Raw genomic sequence first — 19,053 nt, 5'->3', positions numbered from 1 at the left:
GCGACCGCCCATGACGCTCGGCGTGAGGTCGGGGGCGTAGGCGCCGCATCCGGGGCACACCAGGGCGCCGTTCAGATGCCGGCGACACGTGGAGCAGTAGTCCATCCGCTGTCTTCCTGAGTCGACATGCACGCACCCGCCGAGCCGGAGACGGCCCGTTCGCGTTCGCACGCGAGAGCGAGTGGAGCAGAAACAGCAACGCTAACGAGAGTCACGAGCCGCTGTGTGCAGTCCGTGTGTCATTCCTGCGCACATTCTCTGCCCGCTTCGCGTGAATGTCGTGAGCATGTGTGGCGCCCGGCGCGTGGGGCGATCCCGACTGTATGATATTCAACCAAAATCCCCTGCCATAAAGGCAGTTCCGGAGCGGAGCACAAAGCCCATTCGGGTCGTCACGGCCAGAAATCGGACCCGGTGACAGCCGCCGGGCAGTGGAACTGGCACGTGGACCTCGTGACGGACACGGTTTGACGCTGCCGGGTCGCGCGGCGTTGGCTGCCCCTCACGTACCGCTCGCACCGCCTCCGCTACCCCGGGACAGCGCATGACCTCGGCACCTCGCACGAACACCGCACGTCGCGGCACCACCCTTGTGACGGCCGGCCTTACGGCCCTCTCGCTCCTCTCGCTCTCCGCGTGCGGTGCGCGCGACGGCGGCGGGAGCGGTGACTCCCCGTCGCCGGGCAAGCGCAACGACATCACTGTGGGCCTCCTCCTCCCCGACAAGGAGACGGCACGCTACGAGAAGTTCGACCGCCCCCTCATCGAGGAGCGGGTCGGGGTTCTCACCGGCAAGGAAGGCAGGGTCGCCTACGCCAACGCCGGGGGGAGCGCGGCCGAGCAGAGCCGGCAGTTCGGCCGGATGATCGACGACGAGGTCGACGTGATCCTGGTGACCGCGGTGGACGCCAAGGCCATCGGACCGGACGTGAAGAAGGCCAAGGACGCGGACATTCCCGTCATCGCCTACGACCGGCTCGCCGAGGGCCCGATCGACGCGTACGTGTCGCACGACAACGAGCTCGTCGGCGAGGTCCAGGGCCGCGCACTCGTCGACGCGCTCGGCAGCGAGGCGGAGAGCAGCAAGGTCGTCATGATGAACGGCGCGCCCGCCGACCCGAACACGGCCCTCTTCAAGGAGGGCGCGCTCAGCGAGTTGAACGGGAACGTGGACATAGCCAAGTCGTACGACACCGAGAAGTGGAGGCCCGAGGTCGCCAAGGCGAACATGGAGAAGGCGATCGACGCCGTCGGAGTAGACGGCGTCGACGCCGTCTACTCGGCGAACGACAGCATGGCCGGAGCCGTCATCGACGCGCTGCAGGAGGCGGGCGTCTCCGACCTCCCGCCGGTGACCGGACAGGACGCCGATCTGGCGGCCGTGCAGCGGATCGTCGAGGGCACGCAGTACATGACGGTGTACAAGTCGTTCCTGCTCGAGGCGGGCGGCGCCGCGGAGATCGCGCTGGCCCGGGTCCAGGGGCGGGACATCCAGTTCGACTCGCTGACCAGTGACCGCGTCGACAGCCCGACGGAGAAGGACATCCCGGCGATGCTGGTACCGGTGGTCGCCCTGACGCGGGACAACATCAAGGACACGGTGATCCGGGACGACGTCCACGACGTGGAGGACATCTGCACGGCCGAGTACCGGGCGGCCTGCGCCTCGATCGGCCTCGCCCCGTAGGCGACCGGCCCCGTCCGCGCACTACGCCAACTGGTCCGCGTAGCCGATGTCCCCCACCGTCCAGGCGCTCACGTCGGCGAGGGCGACGCGGTACATGCCCCCCGTCTCCGGGATGCCGTAGCTGCCCTGGAGGATGCGGGCGACGTGGAAGTGGAGGTGGGAGGGGCGTGACGGGTCCCCGTCTCCGCCGGCCTCCCTGAACGGAAGGGCGAAGTGGGTCAGCCGCGCGGAGTCGCGCAGCACCTCCGCCACACGCTCTCTCCACAGGGCTTCGGGGGCCAGCCGTCCGGTGATGACGGCACCGGGGATCACCACGGTGAGGGACATCTGGCTGTCCTGGTCCGACTCGACCATCGCGGCGACGGCGACGAGCAGATCGTCAGGGTGCGACATGGTCGAAGAGCGTAGCCCAGCCGGGCCCGGCTGGGCTACGGTGACCCGGATCACTTCGACGTGGCGGGCGCTGCGCGGTGGTGGTGTGCCGGACGGCCGGGTGGTCGAGATGGGCGCCGGCGACTTCTCCGGGCGGGCGGTGCGCGGGCTGAGTCCCGACCTCGCGATGATCACCGTACCCGCCGGCACCGCCACCCACCTCTACGTACCCCGGCTGCTGCGCGCGCTGGGCGGCCCACGTGTCGCCGTCCCCGTCCACTGGGACAACTTCGAGGTGCCGCTGACCGGTTCCCCGGTGCACCATCCCGCGATGGACCCGGACGCGTTCATCGCCCAGGTCGGAGAGGCGTCACCGGCGACGCGCGTCATCGTGCCGGACTACGACACCCTGTACGACGCCGACACGCATGCGAGGAGTGACTGGACCGTCCCCTACCCCTTGGCGGACGGGCGGCGACGACCCTGGCCGGGGCGGCCGCGCCGGCCGCGGGACGAGGGCCCGGAACGCGCGGGCTTGTTCTGGGCGGGCGGCGGAGCGAGGACGACGGGTACGCCCGAGGGCGCCTGGGATCCGGTGATGCGGTTCAGCTCGGTCCCGCCGGGGCGTACCCGGGTGGTCTGCGGGGTGATGCCGGCGTCGGTCATCAGGCGGGTCATGTCGCGGCGCTGGTGCGGCAGGACCAACGTGACGACGGTGCCGGACTCACCGGCGCGGGCGGTGCGCCCGCCCCGGTGCAGATAGTCCTTGTGGTCGCCGGGCGGATCGACGTTGACGACGAGGTCCAGGTTGTCCACGTGGATGCCGCGGGCCGCGACGTTGGTGGCCACCAGCACGCTGACGTGGCCGTCCTTGAACTGGGTCAGGGTCCGGGTGCGCTGGGACTGGGACTTCCCGCCGTGCAGGGCCGAGGCGCGCACCCCGACGGCGAGGAGCTTCTTGGTCAGCCGGTCGGCGGCGTGCTTGGTGTCCAGGAACATGATCACGCGTCCGTCGCGGGCGGCGATCTCCGTCGTGGTGGCGTGCTTGTCGTCGTCGTCCACGTGCAGCAGGTGATGCTCCATCGTGGTGACCGCGCCCGCGGACGGATCGACCGAGTGGACCACGGGATCGTGGAGGTAGTTGCGCACCAGACGGTCGACGTTGCGGTCCAGCGTGGCGGAGAACAGCATGCGCTGGCCCTCGGGGCGCACCTGGTCGAGCAGGGCGGTCACCTGCGGCATGAAGCCCATGTCGGCCATCTGGTCGGCCTCGTCCAGGACGGTGATGGCGACCTGGTCCAGGCGGCAGTCGTTCCGGTCTATGAGGTCCTTGAGCCGGCCGGGTGTCGCGACGACGACCTCGGCCCCGGCGCGCAGAGCGCTCACCTGCCGGCCGATCGACACCCCGCCGACCACGGTGGCGAGGCGCAGGCGCAGCGCGCGTGCGTAGGGGGTGAGAGCGTCGGTGACCTGCTGGGCGAGTTCCCGGGTGGGGACGAGGACGAGGGCCAGCGGCTGCCGGGGCTCGGCCCGCTGCCCGTGGATACGGGCCAGCATGGCGAGGCCGAAGGCGAGTGTCTTGCCCGATCCGGTGCGCCCGCGGCCCAGAACGTCCCGGCCGGCCAGCGAGTTCGGCAGCGTGGCGGCCTGGATCGGGAACGGGGTGGTCACGCCCTCGGCTCCGAGGGCGGTCAACAGCCGTTCGGGCATGTCCAGTTCGGAGAAGGACTCGACCGGTGCCAGCGCCGGGGTGAGGGTGACCGGCGGGGCGAACTCCCCACCGGACACGGCGGGACGGCCTCCGCGACCGCTGCGCCCGGCCTTGGCCGGACGGGAAGCGGCGCCCTGACGGCCCGATCCCTGCGAGCGGACGCGACCGCCCCGGCCGGAGCCCGTGGAGGCCTTGTCCGTACGGGAGCGGGAGGAGTTGTTGTTCGAACGGGCTGTGTGGTTGCGGTTCATGCGGAACCTTCCTCGATGCGGCACGTATCGAGGAATGCCTTCCAGCGGCGACCTGCACGGCCGCATGAGGATTCGCAAGAATGAGCCGAAACAACAGTGGAACGAAGAATCGGGCGGCCGGGAGCGGCGGATCGCCAGGGCGACAGCGGGGCGCGCCGTGGGTGCGGGAACGGTGCCGGCTTCGTTGCCGGGCCGAGGACCGGGAAAATTCGGCGGGCCGCGGAGAACGCAGTGGGCCGGGGCCCGCACCACAGAAGTGCGGATCCCGGCCACGCGGCGCGCGTCGGCGTCGGCGTCAGCGTCAGGCGGGAACGATGTTCTCGGCCTGCGGGCCCTTCTGGCCCTGCGTGACGTCGAAAGTCACCTTCTGGCCCTCCTGAAGCTCGCGGAAGCCGGAGGTGGCGATGTTCGAGTAGTGGGCGAACACGTCGGGGCCGCCACCGTCCTGCTCGATGAAGCCGAATCCCTTTTCCGCGTTGAACCACTTCACGGTGCCAGATGCCATATTGAATCTCCCTCGAGGGCAGTGCTCGGGGTCCACACCTTGTGGGCCCGTCGTCGCAGCAGCGGTCCGCCCGGCTCTGTTCCTGGTGAGCCGCGAAGCTTTCCAGCATCAAAAAAGAGTGCTCGTCGACGGAAGGTCGGAAGAGCACTCAAAGCCTCTGGTAACCAAAACTGCAACTCTTTACGATAGCACGGGATCCGGACGTGGACGGGCCTTCACCACGAAGAGCGACTCGTCGTCGGGGGTTGTCGGCTCGATCGGGTCGCGAGGGGGCCGGGCCGGAGCGGTGTCCACGAGTTCCCCTCGGTGGGAGCGCCACCGGCCGAAGTCGTCGTTCGCGCAGATCACCGGCACGCCCGCCTCGCGGGCCCGGCCGATCAGCTCTGCCAGGACGGGCACGGCACGGCGGACGGCACGAGCAACTCGGCGTCCTCGTGCTCGTAGGTGTTGATCATGTCGATCACGACGAGAGCGAGGCTCGTCGTGTCCGCGGGCCGGTCCACGGCTCCACCGCCCGTCCCCCGGCGCGGGTCAGTCGCGCAGTCGCGGCAGGACCTTCGAGCGGTAGAAGTCGAAGAAGCCCTGCTGGTCCTTGCCGATCTGGTTGACGTACACGGTGTCGAATCCCGCGTCGACGAACGCGGTCAGGGCCTCGACGTGCGTGTCCGGATGGTCGCCGCACGGTACGGCGGCCGCCACCTGGTCCTCGGTGACCAACTCGGAGGCCTGTTCGAAATGACGTGTGGTCGGCAGGATCTGCGGGAGTTCCCCGGGCAGTTGCTCATTGGCCCACAGGTGGTGTGCGGTGCGCAGCGCCTCCTGCCGATCCGTGCCCCAGCACACCTTCAGTCCGCCGTACACCGGCTTGGTGCCGCCGCCACCGCGGCGGAAGCGCTCGACCATGGCGGTGTCGGGCGCCATCGTGATCAGACCGTCGCCGATGCGTGCCGCGACCGCGGCGGCCTGCGGGCCGAAGGCGGAGACGTCGATGGGCACCGGCTCGTCGGGCAGGGTGTACAGGCGGGCGTTCTCCACGGTGTAGTGCTTGCCGCGGTGGCTCGTCTGCTCGCCGGTGAACAGCTGCCGGATGATCTGGACTGCCTCCTCCAGCATTTCCAGGCGTACCGACGCCTCGGGCCAGGGGGTGCCCAGGATGTGCTCGTTGAGAGCCTCGCCGGTGCCGACGCCCAGTCGGAAGCCGCCGCCCAGCTGGGCGGCGGAGGTGGCGGCCGCCTGGGCGACCACTGCGGGATGAGTCCTTACGAGTGGGCAGGTCACCGCCGTCTCGACGGGCAGCGAGACGGCCTGTGACAGGGCGCCGATCACTGTCCACACGAACGGACTCTGGCCCTGCCGGTCGTTCCACGGGTGGTAGTGGTCCGAGATCCAGAGGGAGTCGAAGCCGGCCTGCTCGGCCATTCTGGCCTGATCGACGAGTTCCGCCGGGCTGTGCTCCTCGCACGACAGGAAGTATCCGAAGTCGGCCATCGTCTCTCCCATCTCCCAGGTGCGGCGTGTGGTGGTGACCGGGGAACGTGCTGCCGAGTAACCCGATGGTCCGGGGCCTAACAGGGGGCGTGGGGCCGGGCCGCGGGAAGCCGGGTTCCCGCGGCCCGGCCCCACGCCGTCGCCGGCGGCGAGCGAAGGACGGTCCGGCCCCCGGAAAGCACGGGAATCCGGGGAAGCGCTCGAGACGTCCCTGACGGAGTTACAGAAGTGGGGTGAGGGGTACCGAGGACGAGGCGGGGGATGCCGTCGGTGTGCTGGGAGGTTGGCATGGACGCTTCGGTGGACCGGATCGCACATCCCTGGGGCAGCCGTACCCCCTACGATGCGCACGAGTCGTGGCCCGTACGCGTGGACACGTACCTCGAACCGGGTGTCGCACCGAGCCGGGTGCAGCGATGGGTGCAGACGGCGTCGATCCTCCATTCCGACGGGGACGCGATGGACGTCGCGGTCGTGGACGGGCGCATGGTGGGTGTGCGCGGGCGGGCGGACGACCGCGTCAACCGGGGCCGCCTGGGGCCGAAGGACCTCTTCGGCTGGCAGGCAGGCGCCTCGCCGGACCGGCTCACCCGGCCGCTGGTCCGCGAGGGCGGGCGCCTGGTGGAGTGCGACTGGGACACCGCGATGGGCCGGATCGTCTCCCGTTCGCGGGAGTTGCTCGAGGAGCACGGTCCGAGGGCGCTCGGTTTCTACACCTCCGGGCAGCTGTACCTGGAGGAGTACTACACGCTCGCCGTGCTGGCGCGGGCCGGGATCGGCACCAATCACCTGGACGGGAACACCCGCCTGTGCACGTCCACCGCCGCCGAGGCGCTGAAGGAGTCCTTCGGCTGCGACGGGCAGCCGGGCTGCTACGACGACATCGACCACGCGGACGTGATCGCGCTGTTCGGGCACAACGCCGCCGAGACGCAGCCCGTGCAGTGGATGCGCGTCCTCGACCGGCTGGACGGCGCCGACCCGCCCCGCCTGGTCTGCGTCGACCCCCGCCCCACACAGGTGGCCCGCCGGGCGGCCGTACACCTGGCTCCGCGGCCCGGCACCAACGTGGCCCTCCTCAACGCGCTGCTCCACGAGATCATCCGCGCCGACCGCGTCGACCACGACTACATCGCGGCACACACCGTCGGCTACGAGGAACTCGCGTCCCGGGTGAAGGAGTGCACCCCGCGGTGGGCAGAGCGGATCTGCGACGTACCGGCCGCGCGGATCGGCGAGGCGGCGGAGCTCCTCGGCACGGCCGACCGGCTGCTGTCCACGGTCCTGCAGGGCGTCTACCAGTCCCACCAGGCCACCGCCGCCGCGGTGCAGATCAACAACCTGCACCTGATCCGCGGCATGCTCGGCCGGCCCGGCGCCGGCGTGCTGCAGATGAACGGGCAGCCCACCGCCCAGAACACCCGCGAGTGCGGAGCCAACGGCGACCTGCCGGGATTCCGCAACTGGCAGAACGACGACCACGTCGCCGACCTGGCGAGGGTGTGGAACGTGGAGCCGGCGGCCATCCCGCACTACGCCCCGCCCACGCACGCCCTGCAGATGTTCCGCTACGCCGAGCAGGGCTCGATCCACATGCTGTGGATCAGCGGCACCAACCCGGCGGTATCGCTGCCCGAGCTGTCCCGCATCCGCTCGATCCTGGCGCAGGAGCGTCTCCTCGTGGTCGTACAGGACCTGTTCCTGACCGAGACCGCCCAGCTGGCCGACGTGGTCCTGCCCGCCGCGACCTGGGGCGAGAAGACCGGGACGTTCACCAACGCCGACCGCACCGTGCACCTGTCCGACAAGGCGGTCGAACCGCCCGGCGAGGCCAGGCCGGACCTGGACATCTTCCTCGACTACGCGGCCCGGATGGACTTCCGCGACAAGGACGGCGGGCCGCTGATCACCTGGCACGACCCGGAGTCCGCGTTCGAGGCGTGGAAACGCTGCAGCGCCTGGCCTGTGCGACTACACCGGCCTCACCTACGCCAAGCTGCGCGGCGGGAGCGGCATCCAGTGGCCGTGCAACGAACAGGCCCCCGACGGCACGCAACGGCTCTACACCGACGGGATCAGCTGGGCGCATCCCGACGTCTGCGAGAGCTACGGCAAGGACCTGCTGACGGGTGCGGCGGACGAGGTCGTCGAGTACCGCTCCCTCAACCCGGACGGCAAGGCCGTGATCAGGGCGGCCGCCTACCTGCCGCCCCACGAAATGCCCGACGAGGACCACCCGTTCCAGCTGACCACCGGCCGCACCGTCTACCACTTCCACACCCGGACGAAGACGGCGCGTGCGCCCCAGTTGAACGCCGCCGCTCCCGAGGTGTGGGTGGAGGCGTCCATCTCCGACGCGGCCCGGCTCGGACTCGACGAAGGCGATCTGGTCGAGGTCACCACACCCCGTGGTGCCCTGCGGGGCCGACTACGGGTGACCGACATCCGTACGGGACTGCTGTTCGTCCCCTTCCACTACGGCTACTGGGACACCAAGGCCGGGCACGGCCCGGACGGCGAGACACCCGGGCGCGCCGCGAACGAGACGACGGTCACCGACTGGGACCCCGCGTCGAAGCAGCCGTTGTTCAAGACCGCCGCAGCCGCGCTGCACCTCGTGGCACGCGGAGAAGGCCACCCCGCCCCCGCACCGACCACCACCGCGTCGGCTCCCTCCCGCGCCGACGCCGTACCGCCCACCACCGGCGGAACGCCCGCCCTCGCCACCCAGTCGACCGACGCTTCCCCGGACCGTGAGGAGGCCGCCCGGTGAACGGCCTCACCCTCACCCTCCGCACTCTCCACCACGGAGAGAAACACCTCGCCGAGCAGCTGACGGCCGTGGCCGAACGCCACCGCACCGAACACGAGGTCCACCACGTCGCCAACGACCTCGCCGCGTGGTCTCGCGAACACGTCGAACGCCTGTCCAGTGCCGCTCACGCCCACAACTTCGACCTCACCGGCTCTCCCGGCGTCCCGGCCGCCAAAGTCCTGTCCGCGTTCCGGGAGAAAGCCGCTGAGGCGGTAAGGCATCGCCCCGAGCCCGGCCTGCTGCTCCTGCGGGACCTTCGGGATCTGCACCTGAGCGCCGCGGAGAACTCCCTGTACTGGGAGATGCTCGCGCAGATCGCGCAGGCCACCAAGGACGAGGGACTGCTCGCCGTGGTCTCCGAGTGCCACCCGCGGACCCTGCGGCAGATGCGCTGGAGCAACACCCTGATCAAGAATCTCGCCCCACAGATCCTGACGAGCCTGTGACCAGCCGCTCTTTCCGAAGTGGGCAGGTTTGGGCATCGGCGCACGCCTGGTCACCGTAGAGCGTGACGAGGCACCGACCAGGCGACAGGGAGCCTGCCTCCCCCGGTCGATCGGTCGTGCACGCAGGGGATGCGCGCCGCCAGTCCGCGCTGCGGGTGGGGTCCGCTTACCTGTCAGGTCATCGACCCCGGTGCACCGGGGTGCCATGCTCCCGGTGTACGGAGTTCGACCGACCGGAAGGACACCATGCCCGCCTACGTCATAGCCCACCTGCAAGAGGCCGCTCCGCACCCGGAGGTCGTCGAGTACATCGAGCGCATCCCCGCCACCTTCGAGCCGTACGGCGGACGCTTCCTCGTGCACGCCACGCAGCACGAGGTGAAGGAGGGCAGCTGGCCCGGGCACGTCGTGATGATCGGCTTCCCCGGGATCACCGAGGCGCGGGCCTGGTGGGACTCACCCGCATACCGGGAGATCGCACCGCTGCGCTCCCGGCACATCGAGGGCGACATCATCCTGGTCGAAGGCGTGCCCGAGGGCTACGAACCGACCGGCGCCGCAAAGGCGATGCGAGAGGCCCTGCCCGCTGAGTAGCGAACCGGCGGGCGCGCTTGTCGGGGCATCCCCCGGAAACCACTGTCCAGCAACATGTTGTGCCCTCCAATGATTTTGATGATCTTGTGTGCGGGGGGTGCACCGGTCGTGGTTGCCTCCCCGCGGCCGAAGGAGGCGCACGATGGGGACCGTGAGGGGGGCGGTCGCCGCCGCGGTGGCCGTCGGGCTGCTGACGGCCTGCGGCAGCGGCGGTGACGACGGGCCAGCGGGGAACGAGGGGTCGGACGGCTCCTCGCCGAGCGCCGAGGCGTCCCGAAGCCGTCGGTGAAGGCACCGGAGGGCTTCGACACCTCCAAGGGCTGGCAGGCGTCCCTCGACTGGCTTCCGAAGGAGAACTCGGAGGCGGCCTCCCGCCCGCCGGTGGGGGCCGCACCCAAGGCCGGCATCGTCGCCTTCCTGCAGCGCAAGGGCCGGGGCTACGTCGTCGAGGCCCGCGACGCGGCCACCGGCAAGCTCCGGACGTCGGGGAGCGACTGGGAGGGCGGGAACTGCGGGGCGCCCTCCATGGCGCGCATCTCCCAGGTGACCTGGTCGAGGTCCTGGTTGTTCAGCACCGCCACGATCAGCCGCGGGTCCTCCCACTCCCGGTAGTACTCGGCGACGGTGGTCAGCTCGGCCATGCCGTTCATCTGCATCGCCCCGTCGCCGACGAGCGCGAGGGCCGGGCGGTCGCCGTGCGCGAACTTCGCGCCGTCGGCAGACGACAGGGCCTAGGCCGAAGAGCGGATGTCGGCTTCCAGCGGCCTGTCCCCGCGCAGTGCCGTGGCGCCCTCGCGCCAGGCACCGAGCAGCCGGGCCGCCAGACGGTCCTCGAGATGGGTGGTCGCGCGGATCCCGAACACCACCTCGGCGTCCAGGTGCGGTTCGCCCTCCAGGAGCCCGCCGACGACATCGTGCCGTACGACCTGCTCGTGCACCGCGTCCGCCTCCACGTGCTCGGCGTAGAACCGTACGGCCGCCGGGCCCGCGCCCACTCGGCGCAGCGCCTCGGCGAGACGGCGCGAGCCCGGGGACGAGGTCGTCTCGACGGCGGCGAAGTGACCGATGAGCGCCGCACGCAGTGCGCGGTGCAGACCGAACAGGGACATCAGGTTGACGGTGGCGAGCACCTCGGCCGGCGCGGCGTCGACGTAGTGGCCGTACGTCGTGTCCAGCCGCAGGTCCTCCATGAGGTCGGCGAACAGCTCCGCGTGGATCTCGTCGGCGCGGCCCGCACCGAACTCGTCGAACTCGACGGCGACCATGGCCGCCTTGGCCCGCCCGTGGAGCCGTGGGAGGACCCAGGCGTGCGGGTCCGCTTCCTTGAGGTGGTACAGCGAGCGCAGCGCGGCGTATTCACGCAGGTGGTCGAGGCTGCCTTCGTCGCGGAGGAAGGGGGAGACGCCGCTGCCGTCGTCGCCGACCGGTTCGAGCTGGAGTTCGTCCAGCGCCTGCTGGGCCGTGTCCGTGTCGTCCACCGGCACGTCCCTGCGCAGTGCGCTCAGGAAGCGATGCTCGAGCGCACCGCGACAGGCCAGCAGGCCACTGTCCCACTCAAGGCTGTCGGGGACGCCCTGGAAGCCCTGGTAGTGCAGTTCGTAGAGGACGTAGAGGGCGAGTTGCAGGTCGTCGCCGTAGGCGGAACAACCGTCGGGAGACGGCACGCTCCCGGGGTCCACACCGCCGGGGCCCGATCCCCGCAGCAGGGCTGTCACCGCTGCGGAGAGCGGGCCGCGCGGCTCGGGCAGCGGCGGAGGCAGAAGCCGGAGCTGACGCCGGGAGCCGAAGTCGGAGTCGGTCATGAGGCTCCGCCTTTCCTGCCTTCTCCCGCGCGGCCCGGTTCCGTGTCGTGACCTTCAGGACCTTCAGGACCTTCGTGACCTTCGGGACGGGAGTCCGGGCCGGACGGTTTGCAGCGGCGCCGATGGCTGGTGTCGCACCAGGGGAAGATGCGGCTCCGGCGACAGGTGCAGACGGCCACGGTGAAGCGCTCGGAGACCATCACCTCGCCGTGCTCGCCGACCACTTCGACCGGCCCCTCGATGAGCAGGGGCCCGTCGCGCTGGACGCGGACGCGGCGGGGGCGTTCAGGCGTGTTCGGCACGGATCACCACCAGCTCCTCCGTCGTTCCGTCGGCTGTCAGACCTTGCTCGCGCAGCCAGGCGAGCCGTGAGCGCAGGACCTGGCCGAAGGGCAACCGGGCCCGGTCGACCACCTCCGGGCGCAGACCGGCTTCCTCCAGGCGGGTCAGGGTGGCGTCGACGCCGCACAGGTGCGAGTGCACGATCAGGAGCGTCCCTTTCGGCCGCAGGACCGTCGGCGCGCTGTCGCAGATGCGGTCGATCAGCAGCCGGCCGTCCGATCCGGCGTCCCAGGCCCGGGCGGGGCCCCGGGGCGGCGCGGTGCTCGGAGCGGGCACATAGGGCGGGTTGGTGATCACCAGGTCGAAGCGGCGGCCGGGTACGGCCGTCTCCAGGTCGCCGTGGCGCACCCGCAGGGTCTGCCCGTTCAGCCGGGCGTTCAGCCAGGTGGTGGCGATCGCCCTCCAGGAGATGTCGACCGCGGTGACCCGGCCGCCGAGCTGGGCCGCCTCCACCGCGAGCAGGCCGCTTCCGGTGCCCAGGTCCAGTACGTCCGTCTCGTCCGTGATCCGCTCGCGACGCATCGCCCGCCTCAGGAGCCCGGTGTCCGTCTGAGGGGAATACACGCCCTGGGGACCCAGTAGCGGAGGCGGGGGGCGGCGGTGAGGGATTCGGCAGGCTTGGGGACCGGCATGGGGGCTGTCATGGGCGCCTCTCTCAGCCACCTGCCCGCAGGGGCAGCGCCGACAGGGCCCGCGCGACACCGAGGAGGTTGTCGGCCATGGTGCGACCGGTGCTGTGCGCCCAGTCGCGGCCCCGCTGCTCGTCCAGGTAGTCGGGCCCCGGACCGGGGCCGAGGTGCCAGTACGTCCACGCCTGGCCGGGGATCGTGTAGCCGATGTCGGCGAGGCCCCCGGAGATCTCGCTGATGACGTGGTGCGCGCCGTCCTCGTTCCCGGTGACCACCACACCGGCCGCGCGGTTGTAGGCGACGGGGCGGCCCTCGTCGTCAGTCTCGGACATCATCGCGTCCATGCGCTCGAGAACGCGCTGTGCCACCGAGGACGGCCTGCCCAGCCACGTGGGCGAGGCGATGATCAGGATCTCGGATTCCAGGAGCTTCGAGTGGACCTGGGGCCACTCGTCGCCGTCGCCCGCGTCGGTGACCACGCCGGGGGCGATGTCGAGGTCGACGGCCCGCACGGACGTGACCTGCACGTTCTGTTCTGAGAGCCGCTCCGCGACCACGGAGGCCAGCGCCTCGGTGTTGGAAGGCTCGGGGGATCGCTTGAGAGTGCAGTTGAGGACGAGTGCTTTCACGACCGCTCCGACGTCGGGGACAGGGTGGCCCACTGCACGGCCATCCACCGGCAGCGCCCCACGGGTACCCCGTGGCGCCGGACGTAACGGCGGACAGCCAGCACGATGGGACAGCCAGCACGATGGGACAGCCAGCCACCTCACATGCGATCGACTCACCTGCCGGGGCAGCCCTGAGGCGGACATCGCAGGCGAGGTCGCCGGGACGGCGGGGAACGGGAGTGCCGGGCGGCAGGGTCTCCAGCCGGTGGGGCCCGGATCCCGGTTTCGGCGTTCATGGCGGCCGGGCGTCCGCCGTGCCGCGAGACACGCCCCGCGACACCCGGGTCTTCATGTCTCTGGGCCTGGGTACCCGGCGTCCTACGGAACGACCGTAGCGAGGAGGAATCGATGAGCACGGTGAAGGAAGCGGTGGACGTCGAGGTGCCCGTCCACACCGCCTACAACCAGTGGACGCAGTTCGAGGAGTTCCCGAAGTTCATGGAGGGCGTCGAGGAGGTACGGCAGCTCGACGAGCGGCACAACCACTGGAAGACCAGTATCGGCGGGGTGCGGCGCGAGTTCGACACCGAGATCGTCGACCAGCTCGCGGACGACCGCATCACCTGGCGGGTCGTCGACGGCGAGATCCGGCAACGGGGATCGGTCAGGTTCGAGCGGCTGGACGACACCCACACCCGAGTGGAACTCACGATGGACGTCGAGCCCTCCGGCATGGCCGAGAAGGGTGCGGACGTGCTGGGCGTGCTCGACCGCCGGGTCAAGGGAGATCTGCACCGCTTCAAGGACTACATCGAACAGCGCGGGGGCGAGACGGGCGCCTGGCGAGGACGCGTCCGGCCCGAGGACTCCGGTTCGGCCCACTGATCACGAGTTCCGTGCGGCCGGGTCGGTAGAGGGAGCTGGATCAGCAGGCCTGCGCGGGCGGCCGGTGAGCCGACCTCGAAGCCCTGGCGCAGGAGGGCTGTGCGGTGCGGACCGCGCTCCCGCGCTTTCCCCGGGTTTCCACCTCGGCGGGCGAGCCCCTGGAGATCTGCGCGTGCCCGGCAGCTACCTGGTGGGGAGGCGGCGGGCGCCGCGGGTGCGGCGCCCGCAGCCCCGCCGACACGGAACACGGGAGGACCGGCGGGCGGAGCCCGTGCGCGTACGGAAGGTCGCGCAGCCGGTCATCCGCCGGGCCCTCAGCATCCACCACCGCCATGCCGGGCCCCGCCGTGTCGGCGGGGACCTGACCGCACCCGCTCAGCCGCGCGCCTGAACCGCACTCACTTGGAGCCGCGATGGAACCGCAGCCCGCTGTCCGAGGCCCCCGTCCCGTCCCCGTGGCCCTGATCACCGGATCCGACTCCGGGATCGGCCGCGCCACCGCGGTCCGGCTGGCCGAAGCCGGTATGGACATCGGCGTCACCTGGCACCGTGACCGCGAAGGCGCACAGCGGACGGCGGAGGAGATCCGCGAGACAGGACGCCGCGCTGAGATCGAGCAGCTGGACCTCACCCGGCTCCCGGAGGCGGCCGGGGGCATCGACCGACTGGCCGAGCGACTCGGCAGGGTCGACGTGCTGGTCAACAACTCGGGGACCGGCACCATGACGCCCTTCCTCGACTTGGATCTCGGTACCGTGCGCCAAGTCGTCGACGTCGATCTGGTGGGGCCCCTCCTGTGTTCCCAGCGCGCCGCTCGCCACATGATCGCCCAGGGTGACGGCGGCCGGATCATCAACGTCACCAGTGTTCATGAGCATCAGCCACGTGTGGGCGCCGCGCCCTACTGCGCGGCCAAGGGCGGGCTCGGACTGCTCACCCAGGTCATGGCGCTGGAGCTGGCCGAGCACGGGATCACCGTCAACTCCGTCGCTCCCGGTGAGATCGCCACGCCGATGACCGGCCAGGAAGACACCGACGTCACTGCCGAGCGACGGCCCGGTGTGCCGCTGGGCCGCCCGGGCGATGCCCGGGAGGTCGCTGCCGTGATCGCCTTCCTCGCGGGGCAGGACGCGTCCTATGTCACGGGCGCCTCCTGGGTGGTGGACGGAGGAATGCTGCGGATGGGGCCGCAGGCCGGCAGCCATCTCCCCGACGACGCCTGGCGACGGCCCTGAGCGCCCACGCCTTCGTGGCACTGGACACGCGCGGCAAGCGTCACACGATCAGGGCCACCACCATGGCGATCAGTCCGATGGCCACCAGCGCCACCACCACCATGATCAGGGCGAGGGGCATCGGTCCCCAGCCCTTGCGCAGCTCGGGCGGCTCCGGATGCGAGATGCCGTAAGTGCCGCCTTCGGCGGGTGGCGTCTCACCGGGGGGCACGCCGCCGCCTGGTTCGGTCCCCGGGGTTCGCCTCGGGTCGGGATCAGGAGTCGTCATGGCGCACGCTCCTCTCGGCGCTCATCTGCCTATGGGCTGGTTCTCCTGGAAATCGCACCGCCCTCATACGGGGGCGCTACTTGTTGGGCTTCGCGGCGCTGATGTCGCCGAGAGCCGACTCGGGGTCGCGCTCGATGGCCAGGTCGCCGAGGGAGACGATGCCCACCACGTGCCGGCTGTCGTCGACGACCGGGACGCGGCGGACCGAGTGCTCGCGCATCACCTGCACCGCGAGGGCCAGGTCGTCGTCGGGCCGCACCGTGACCAGGTCGTCGCTGCACGCCTCGGCCACCGTCGTCCGGTTCGGATCGCCGCCGCCGGCCAGTGCGCGCACCACCAGGTCGCGGTCGCTGACCAGGCCGCGCAACCGCTCGCCCTCGGTGACCAGAACGGCACCGATGTCCTCGTCCCGCATCGTCCGGGCCACGGCCGTCACCGAGGTCTGAGGTCCGACGGTCGCCGGGGCGCTCGTCATGACGTCGCTGACATGCTGAGCCATGGGACCGTCCCTCCGTGAAGTGGGCGGTGCGCTCACCGCCGCTCGGCCTCCCGGGTACCCGTGGGCGACCGGTCCTCACGTGGTCACCAGGGGCGTGTGGACGACGGCCGGGATCGGTGATCGTTCCGGTACCGCGATGCGCGTACCGGGGCGGGACTTCCCTCACCGAGGGCGGCTTCCGAGGCGGTGGGGTGGGCCGCGTCCGGAGGCGGGCCCTGCCGGTCGCCCGGCGCCCGCGCACCCAGGGCGCGGACACCTGTGGGGAACCGCCGGTCAGTGCTCTCCCTCAGCAACGCCCCCACCGAGATCAGGTCGCGCAGATCCTGTCGGAGAGCGAATCGGCCTGGCCAGGTGTTCACCTGGCGAACCGGGTGGGTTCGTGTGCTGCGAGTCCGTACGGACATCCGGCCACCCTCGCCCACACGCGGGTTTCGACATACAGGTCCTGCGCTCTCAGCCTTCCACGCCGGTGGCCCCGTGGGCCGCGCCCACCGGCTTCGACTCCGGGGAGCCCCGTTGCCGCAGGTAGATCGAGAGGACCGCCATCGAGGCGACGGCCAGCAATTCGGACTGCCAGTTCTGCAGGGTGCGGTTCCAGAAGTCCGCCGCGCCGAGGTAATCGGCCCAGCTCAGTGGGGCCTGCAGCTGCCGTAGCCGCTGTTCGTTGTAGGCGGCCGTGCCGGTGATCGACTGGGCCAGCCAGGACAACACGAAGATCGCTCCCATGACCAGCAGCAGCGAGTGCGAGTACACCGCGCGCCGCCATCCGCCGGCCCTCGCCCACTTGGGCGAGCCCTCCTTGGCGTGCTCGCCGACCAGCTGGTCCTCGTCCGACTCGGTGCCGACCTTGTGCAGCTCCTTGGACTCCGGGGAACCGCGTTGCAGCAGCCAGACGGTCGTCCCGATGTACAGGAAGAACTGCAGGTACTCCGACTGCCAGTTCTCCGACACATCGACGGCGAAGTCGGACGAAGTGAGGTACTCGCCGAACGAGACCTGCTGGAGCGGGTCCGCGGCCATCTGGTTGTTGAAGTCGGCGTGTCCGGCGATCGCCTGCCCGACCAGGGCCAGGACGAACGTGACGGTGAAGAACAGCCCGAGTCCGTTGTCCCGCACGAAGCCCCCCAAGCCCCGGTGCTTCGGCGGCGTGGCCTGGGACGGGCGCTCGGTCATCGGTCCATCAGCCCCAGGGCGGCCATATAGGCGAGGCCGCCCGCGATGATCACGACGATCACGGTGAACATGACCCTCACACCTCACCCGCCCTTGATCCGGCACCGGTAAGGCTCCCGCGGCCGCGGCTCGCAGCCGGCGGCCACGACCCTCCAGCCGGAGGTGAAGTGGGAGAGGAACAGGGTGTCCGAGGAGAGCACCGCCCGCGCCTGGTTCCCGTACACGTCCGTCCGCCGTACGGGACCGCCCGGCTGCGGTGCCTCCTCGCTCAGCGCCTTCGCGCACGGGCTGCCGGCCGACTGCTCCAGCTCCTCCACGGTCGCGGGCGCGAGAACGGCGCACACACGGTCGTACGCACCTTCACCGAGGGCCTGCTCGAACACGGCTGCCGTCTCGCGTACGTCGTCCCGCCGTTCCGCCACCGCGCCGCACCCGCTGACGCCGCAGACGGTCAGCAGGACGGAAACCGCCACACCACACGCGCGCCCGGCCATCCGCACACCTCCACCGGCAGTACACCGCAAGCAGTCGCACGCGCGCGGATACCGCGCCCCGGCCTTCCCCCACCCGGCCGATCAACCCCGCCACGGAGGAAGAAGGCGGACCGTGGCAGGGCGTTCGTGCGCGGCGTACGCGGTCGGAGGTGAGTGACATCGCGGTCAGCGGGTGCGTCTCGTTCCCGGCGTGGCACTTGCTGTGCCGTGCGGTGGGCTCGGAGGGCGACAGGGCTGTCCGGCGCTGGGCCGGGACGGGGCCGTACCGGCGGTGCGACCGGCTTGGTCAGGGCCGTGCGCGGTCGCGCCGCAGAGGGAGGCGTGCTGTCCTGGAACCAGCCGCAGGAGTACATGCCGATGCGTCACAGCCGGACTTCCGCTCTCGCATCCGCCCGGTCGCCCGCGCCGACCGGAGCGGGCGGAGGCTTGCTGCCGGCTCGGGACCTCGCCGCCGCCTGGTTCCTGATCGTCCTGATCGCGGTGCCCGCCTGGGCGCTGACGATCGGGCAGGCCCGGGACATGGGGGTCGAGCCCGGCACGATGGGGAGGGCGTTGCCGCTGTTCCTGCTGCTGTGGCTGACGATGATGGCGGCCATGATGCTGCCGTCCATGGCGCCGGTGGCCCTCACGTGGGTGCGCGGGATCGGCCGGCAGGCTTCCGGCTGGACGCGGACCGTGCGCACCGTCGAGTTCGTGAGCGGGTATCTGCTGGTGTGGACCGCCTTCGGCCTGCTCGCCTACGCGGCCCTGGCCCTCACCGGCGGCCTGGTGGACGACCATCCGACCGCCGGGCGCTGGATCGGCGCCGCGGCCTTCCTGCTCGCGGGCCTGTACCAGCTCGGCCCCCTCAAGAACGTCTGTCTGCGGCACTGCCGCGACCCCATGAACCACCTGGTGCGCTACGTCGGGTTCCGGCAGCCGGCCCGCGACCTTCGGGTGGGCGTCCATCACGGTGCCTACTGCGTCGGCTGCTGCGCGGGACTGATGGTCGTCCTGGTCCCGCTCGGCGTGATGAACGTGGCGGCGATGGCCGGGCTGGCCGTGGTGATCTTCGTGGAGAAGCTGTGGTCCCGTGGTCCGCTGCTCGCCCGGGGCGTGGGCGTCGCGTTTCTCGTGTTCGCCGTGCTCGCGCCGTTCCAGGACTGGCTGCTGCCGGGGCTGCAGGCGCCGATGCCGACGAGGGACGGTATGTGACTCACCCGGCCCTCGAAGACCGTGCGTCCGCCGGGCGGATCGTCGGCAACTG

Annotated in this window: 19 protein-coding genes and 4 pseudogenes; 9 read left to right on the top strand and 14 right to left on the bottom strand. The window is 70.9% G+C overall.

Annotated features, from left to right (window positions below):
* Window positions 1-544: 544 nt before the first annotated feature.
* Window positions 545-1,687, top strand: a complete 1,143-nt coding sequence (locus tag WJ438_RS19530; protein ID WP_406726398.1) for a sugar ABC transporter substrate-binding protein — start codon at window positions 545-547, stop codon at window positions 1,685-1,687.
* A gap of 21 nt (window positions 1,688-1,708) precedes the next feature.
* On the opposite strand, the gene WJ438_RS19525 is transcribed toward WJ438_RS19530, so the two are convergent.
* Window positions 1,709-2,080: a hypothetical protein gene (locus WJ438_RS19525; protein ID WP_406726397.1), complete on the bottom strand. Its 372-nt coding sequence runs from the start codon at window positions 2,078-2,080 to the stop codon at window positions 1,709-1,711.
* Window positions 2,081-2,189: 109 nt separating this feature from the next.
* Between WJ438_RS19525 and WJ438_RS19520 the strand changes: the two are divergent.
* Window positions 2,190-2,483, top strand: a pseudogene (locus WJ438_RS19520) (MBL fold metallo-hydrolase); the annotation flags it as partial.
* 29 nt (window positions 2,484-2,512) lie between these two features.
* Here WJ438_RS19520 and WJ438_RS19515 read toward each other — a convergent pair.
* The 4 genes and pseudogenes from WJ438_RS19515 to WJ438_RS19500 all read right to left on the bottom strand — a co-directional run bounded on the left by WJ438_RS19515 (window position 2,513) and on the right by WJ438_RS19500 (window position 6,014).
* Window positions 2,513-4,021 (bottom strand): DEAD/DEAH box helicase, encoded by a 1,509-nt coding sequence (locus WJ438_RS19515; protein WP_406726396.1) that lies wholly within the window; start codon window positions 4,019-4,021, stop codon window positions 2,513-2,515.
* 301 nt (window positions 4,022-4,322) lie between these two features.
* Window positions 4,323-4,526, bottom strand: coding sequence for a cold-shock protein (locus WJ438_RS19510; RefSeq protein WP_109379033.1), 204 nt, complete (start codon window positions 4,524-4,526; stop codon window positions 4,323-4,325).
* Window positions 4,527-4,733: 207 nt separating this feature from the next.
* Window positions 4,734-4,981: pseudogene (locus tag WJ438_RS19505) on the bottom strand (cysteine hydrolase); the annotation flags it as partial.
* A gap of 76 nt (window positions 4,982-5,057) precedes the next feature.
* Window positions 5,058-6,014 (bottom strand): TIGR03557 family F420-dependent LLM class oxidoreductase, encoded by a 957-nt coding sequence (locus WJ438_RS19500; RefSeq protein ID WP_406726395.1) that lies wholly within the window; start codon window positions 6,012-6,014, stop codon window positions 5,058-5,060.
* 288 nt (window positions 6,015-6,302) lie between these two features.
* On the opposite strand from WJ438_RS19500, the pseudogene WJ438_RS19495 reads away from it, so the two are divergent.
* The 4 genes and pseudogenes from WJ438_RS19495 to WJ438_RS19480 all read left to right on the top strand — a co-directional run bounded on the left by WJ438_RS19495 (window position 6,303) and on the right by WJ438_RS19480 (window position 10,158).
* Window positions 6,303-8,787: pseudogene (locus WJ438_RS19495) on the top strand (molybdopterin oxidoreductase family protein).
* On the top strand, window positions 8,784-9,275 hold the full coding sequence (locus WJ438_RS19490) for a hypothetical protein (protein ID WP_406726394.1): 492 nt from the start codon (window positions 8,784-8,786) through the stop codon (window positions 9,273-9,275). Before WJ438_RS19495 ends, WJ438_RS19490 begins: the two are co-directional and overlap by 4 nt.
* A 246-nt stretch (window positions 9,276-9,521) precedes the next feature.
* The gene (locus tag WJ438_RS19485) at window positions 9,522-9,869 is read left to right on the top strand and encodes a DUF1330 domain-containing protein (protein WP_406726393.1); all 348 of its coding nucleotides are present in this window, start codon (window positions 9,522-9,524) and stop codon (window positions 9,867-9,869) included.
* Window positions 9,870-10,011: 142 nt separating this feature from the next.
* Window positions 10,012-10,158, top strand: a complete 147-nt coding sequence (locus WJ438_RS19480) for a hypothetical protein (RefSeq protein WP_406726392.1) — start codon at window positions 10,012-10,014, stop codon at window positions 10,156-10,158.
* Window positions 10,159-10,348: 190 nt separating this feature from the next.
* Here the strand turns inward: WJ438_RS19480 and WJ438_RS19475 are convergent.
* The 5 genes and pseudogenes from WJ438_RS19475 to WJ438_RS19455 form a co-directional block, all read right to left on the bottom strand.
* Window positions 10,349-10,588: pseudogene (locus tag WJ438_RS19475) on the bottom strand (thiamine pyrophosphate-dependent enzyme); the annotation flags it as partial.
* 12 nt (window positions 10,589-10,600) lie between these two features.
* The gene (locus tag WJ438_RS19470; RefSeq protein ID WP_406726391.1) at window positions 10,601-11,671 is read right to left on the bottom strand and encodes an iron-containing redox enzyme family protein; all 1,071 of its coding nucleotides are present in this window, start codon (window positions 11,669-11,671) and stop codon (window positions 10,601-10,603) included.
* The gene (locus tag WJ438_RS19465; RefSeq protein ID WP_406729740.1) at window positions 11,668-11,871 is read right to left on the bottom strand and encodes a CDGSH iron-sulfur domain-containing protein; all 204 of its coding nucleotides are present in this window, start codon (window positions 11,869-11,871) and stop codon (window positions 11,668-11,670) included. The genes WJ438_RS19470 and WJ438_RS19465 overlap by 4 nt, the downstream gene beginning before the upstream one ends.
* A gap of 85 nt (window positions 11,872-11,956) precedes the next feature.
* Window positions 11,957-12,535, bottom strand: a complete 579-nt coding sequence (locus tag WJ438_RS19460; protein ID WP_406726390.1) for a HemK2/MTQ2 family protein methyltransferase — start codon at window positions 12,533-12,535, stop codon at window positions 11,957-11,959.
* A gap of 133 nt (window positions 12,536-12,668) precedes the next feature.
* The gene (locus WJ438_RS19455; protein WP_406726389.1) at window positions 12,669-13,271 is read right to left on the bottom strand and encodes a flavodoxin family protein; all 603 of its coding nucleotides are present in this window, start codon (window positions 13,269-13,271) and stop codon (window positions 12,669-12,671) included.
* Window positions 13,272-13,661: 390 nt separating this feature from the next.
* Between WJ438_RS19455 and WJ438_RS19450 the strand changes: the two genes are divergently transcribed.
* Window positions 13,662-14,138, top strand: a complete 477-nt coding sequence (locus WJ438_RS19450) for an SRPBCC family protein (protein WP_406726388.1) — start codon at window positions 13,662-13,664, stop codon at window positions 14,136-14,138.
* Window positions 14,139-14,551: 413 nt separating this feature from the next.
* On the top strand, window positions 14,552-15,373 hold the full coding sequence (locus tag WJ438_RS19445) for an SDR family oxidoreductase (RefSeq protein WP_406726387.1): 822 nt from the start codon (window positions 14,552-14,554) through the stop codon (window positions 15,371-15,373).
* A 40-nt stretch (window positions 15,374-15,413) separates the two neighbouring features.
* Here the strand turns inward: WJ438_RS19445 and WJ438_RS19440 are convergent, their stop codons facing one another.
* The 4 genes from WJ438_RS19440 to WJ438_RS19425 all read right to left on the bottom strand — a co-directional run bounded on the left by WJ438_RS19440 (window position 15,414) and on the right by WJ438_RS19425 (window position 17,807).
* Entirely contained in the window at window positions 15,414-15,641 is a 228-nt protein-coding gene (locus tag WJ438_RS19440; protein WP_406726386.1) for a DUF6480 family protein, read from the bottom strand.
* Between the two features lie 76 nt (window positions 15,642-15,717).
* A complete protein-coding gene (locus WJ438_RS19435) occupies window positions 15,718-16,140 on the bottom strand; it encodes a CBS domain-containing protein (protein WP_406726385.1) in 423 nt (140 codons plus the stop codon).
* A 453-nt stretch (window positions 16,141-16,593) separates the two neighbouring features.
* Window positions 16,594-17,313, bottom strand: coding sequence for a DUF6766 family protein (locus WJ438_RS19430; RefSeq protein ID WP_406726384.1), 720 nt, complete (start codon window positions 17,311-17,313; stop codon window positions 16,594-16,596).
* An 83-nt stretch (window positions 17,314-17,396) separates the two neighbouring features.
* Window positions 17,397-17,807 (bottom strand): hypothetical protein, encoded by a 411-nt coding sequence (locus tag WJ438_RS19425; protein ID WP_406726383.1) that lies wholly within the window; start codon window positions 17,805-17,807, stop codon window positions 17,397-17,399.
* Between the two features lie 357 nt (window positions 17,808-18,164).
* Here WJ438_RS19425 and WJ438_RS19420 point away from each other — a divergent pair, with 357 nt between their 5' ends.
* Window positions 18,165-19,001, top strand: a complete 837-nt coding sequence (locus WJ438_RS19420; RefSeq protein ID WP_406729739.1) for a DUF2182 domain-containing protein — start codon at window positions 18,165-18,167, stop codon at window positions 18,999-19,001.
* Window positions 19,002-19,053: the final 52 nt, after the last annotated feature.

This window comes from Streptomyces sp. GD-15H (genome assembly GCF_045291515.1).
GTDB lineage: Bacteria > Actinomycetota > Actinomycetes > Streptomycetales > Streptomycetaceae > Streptomyces.
Note: the sequence above shows the minus strand (reverse complement) of the source record. Positions and strands in the feature narration are given on the sequence as shown.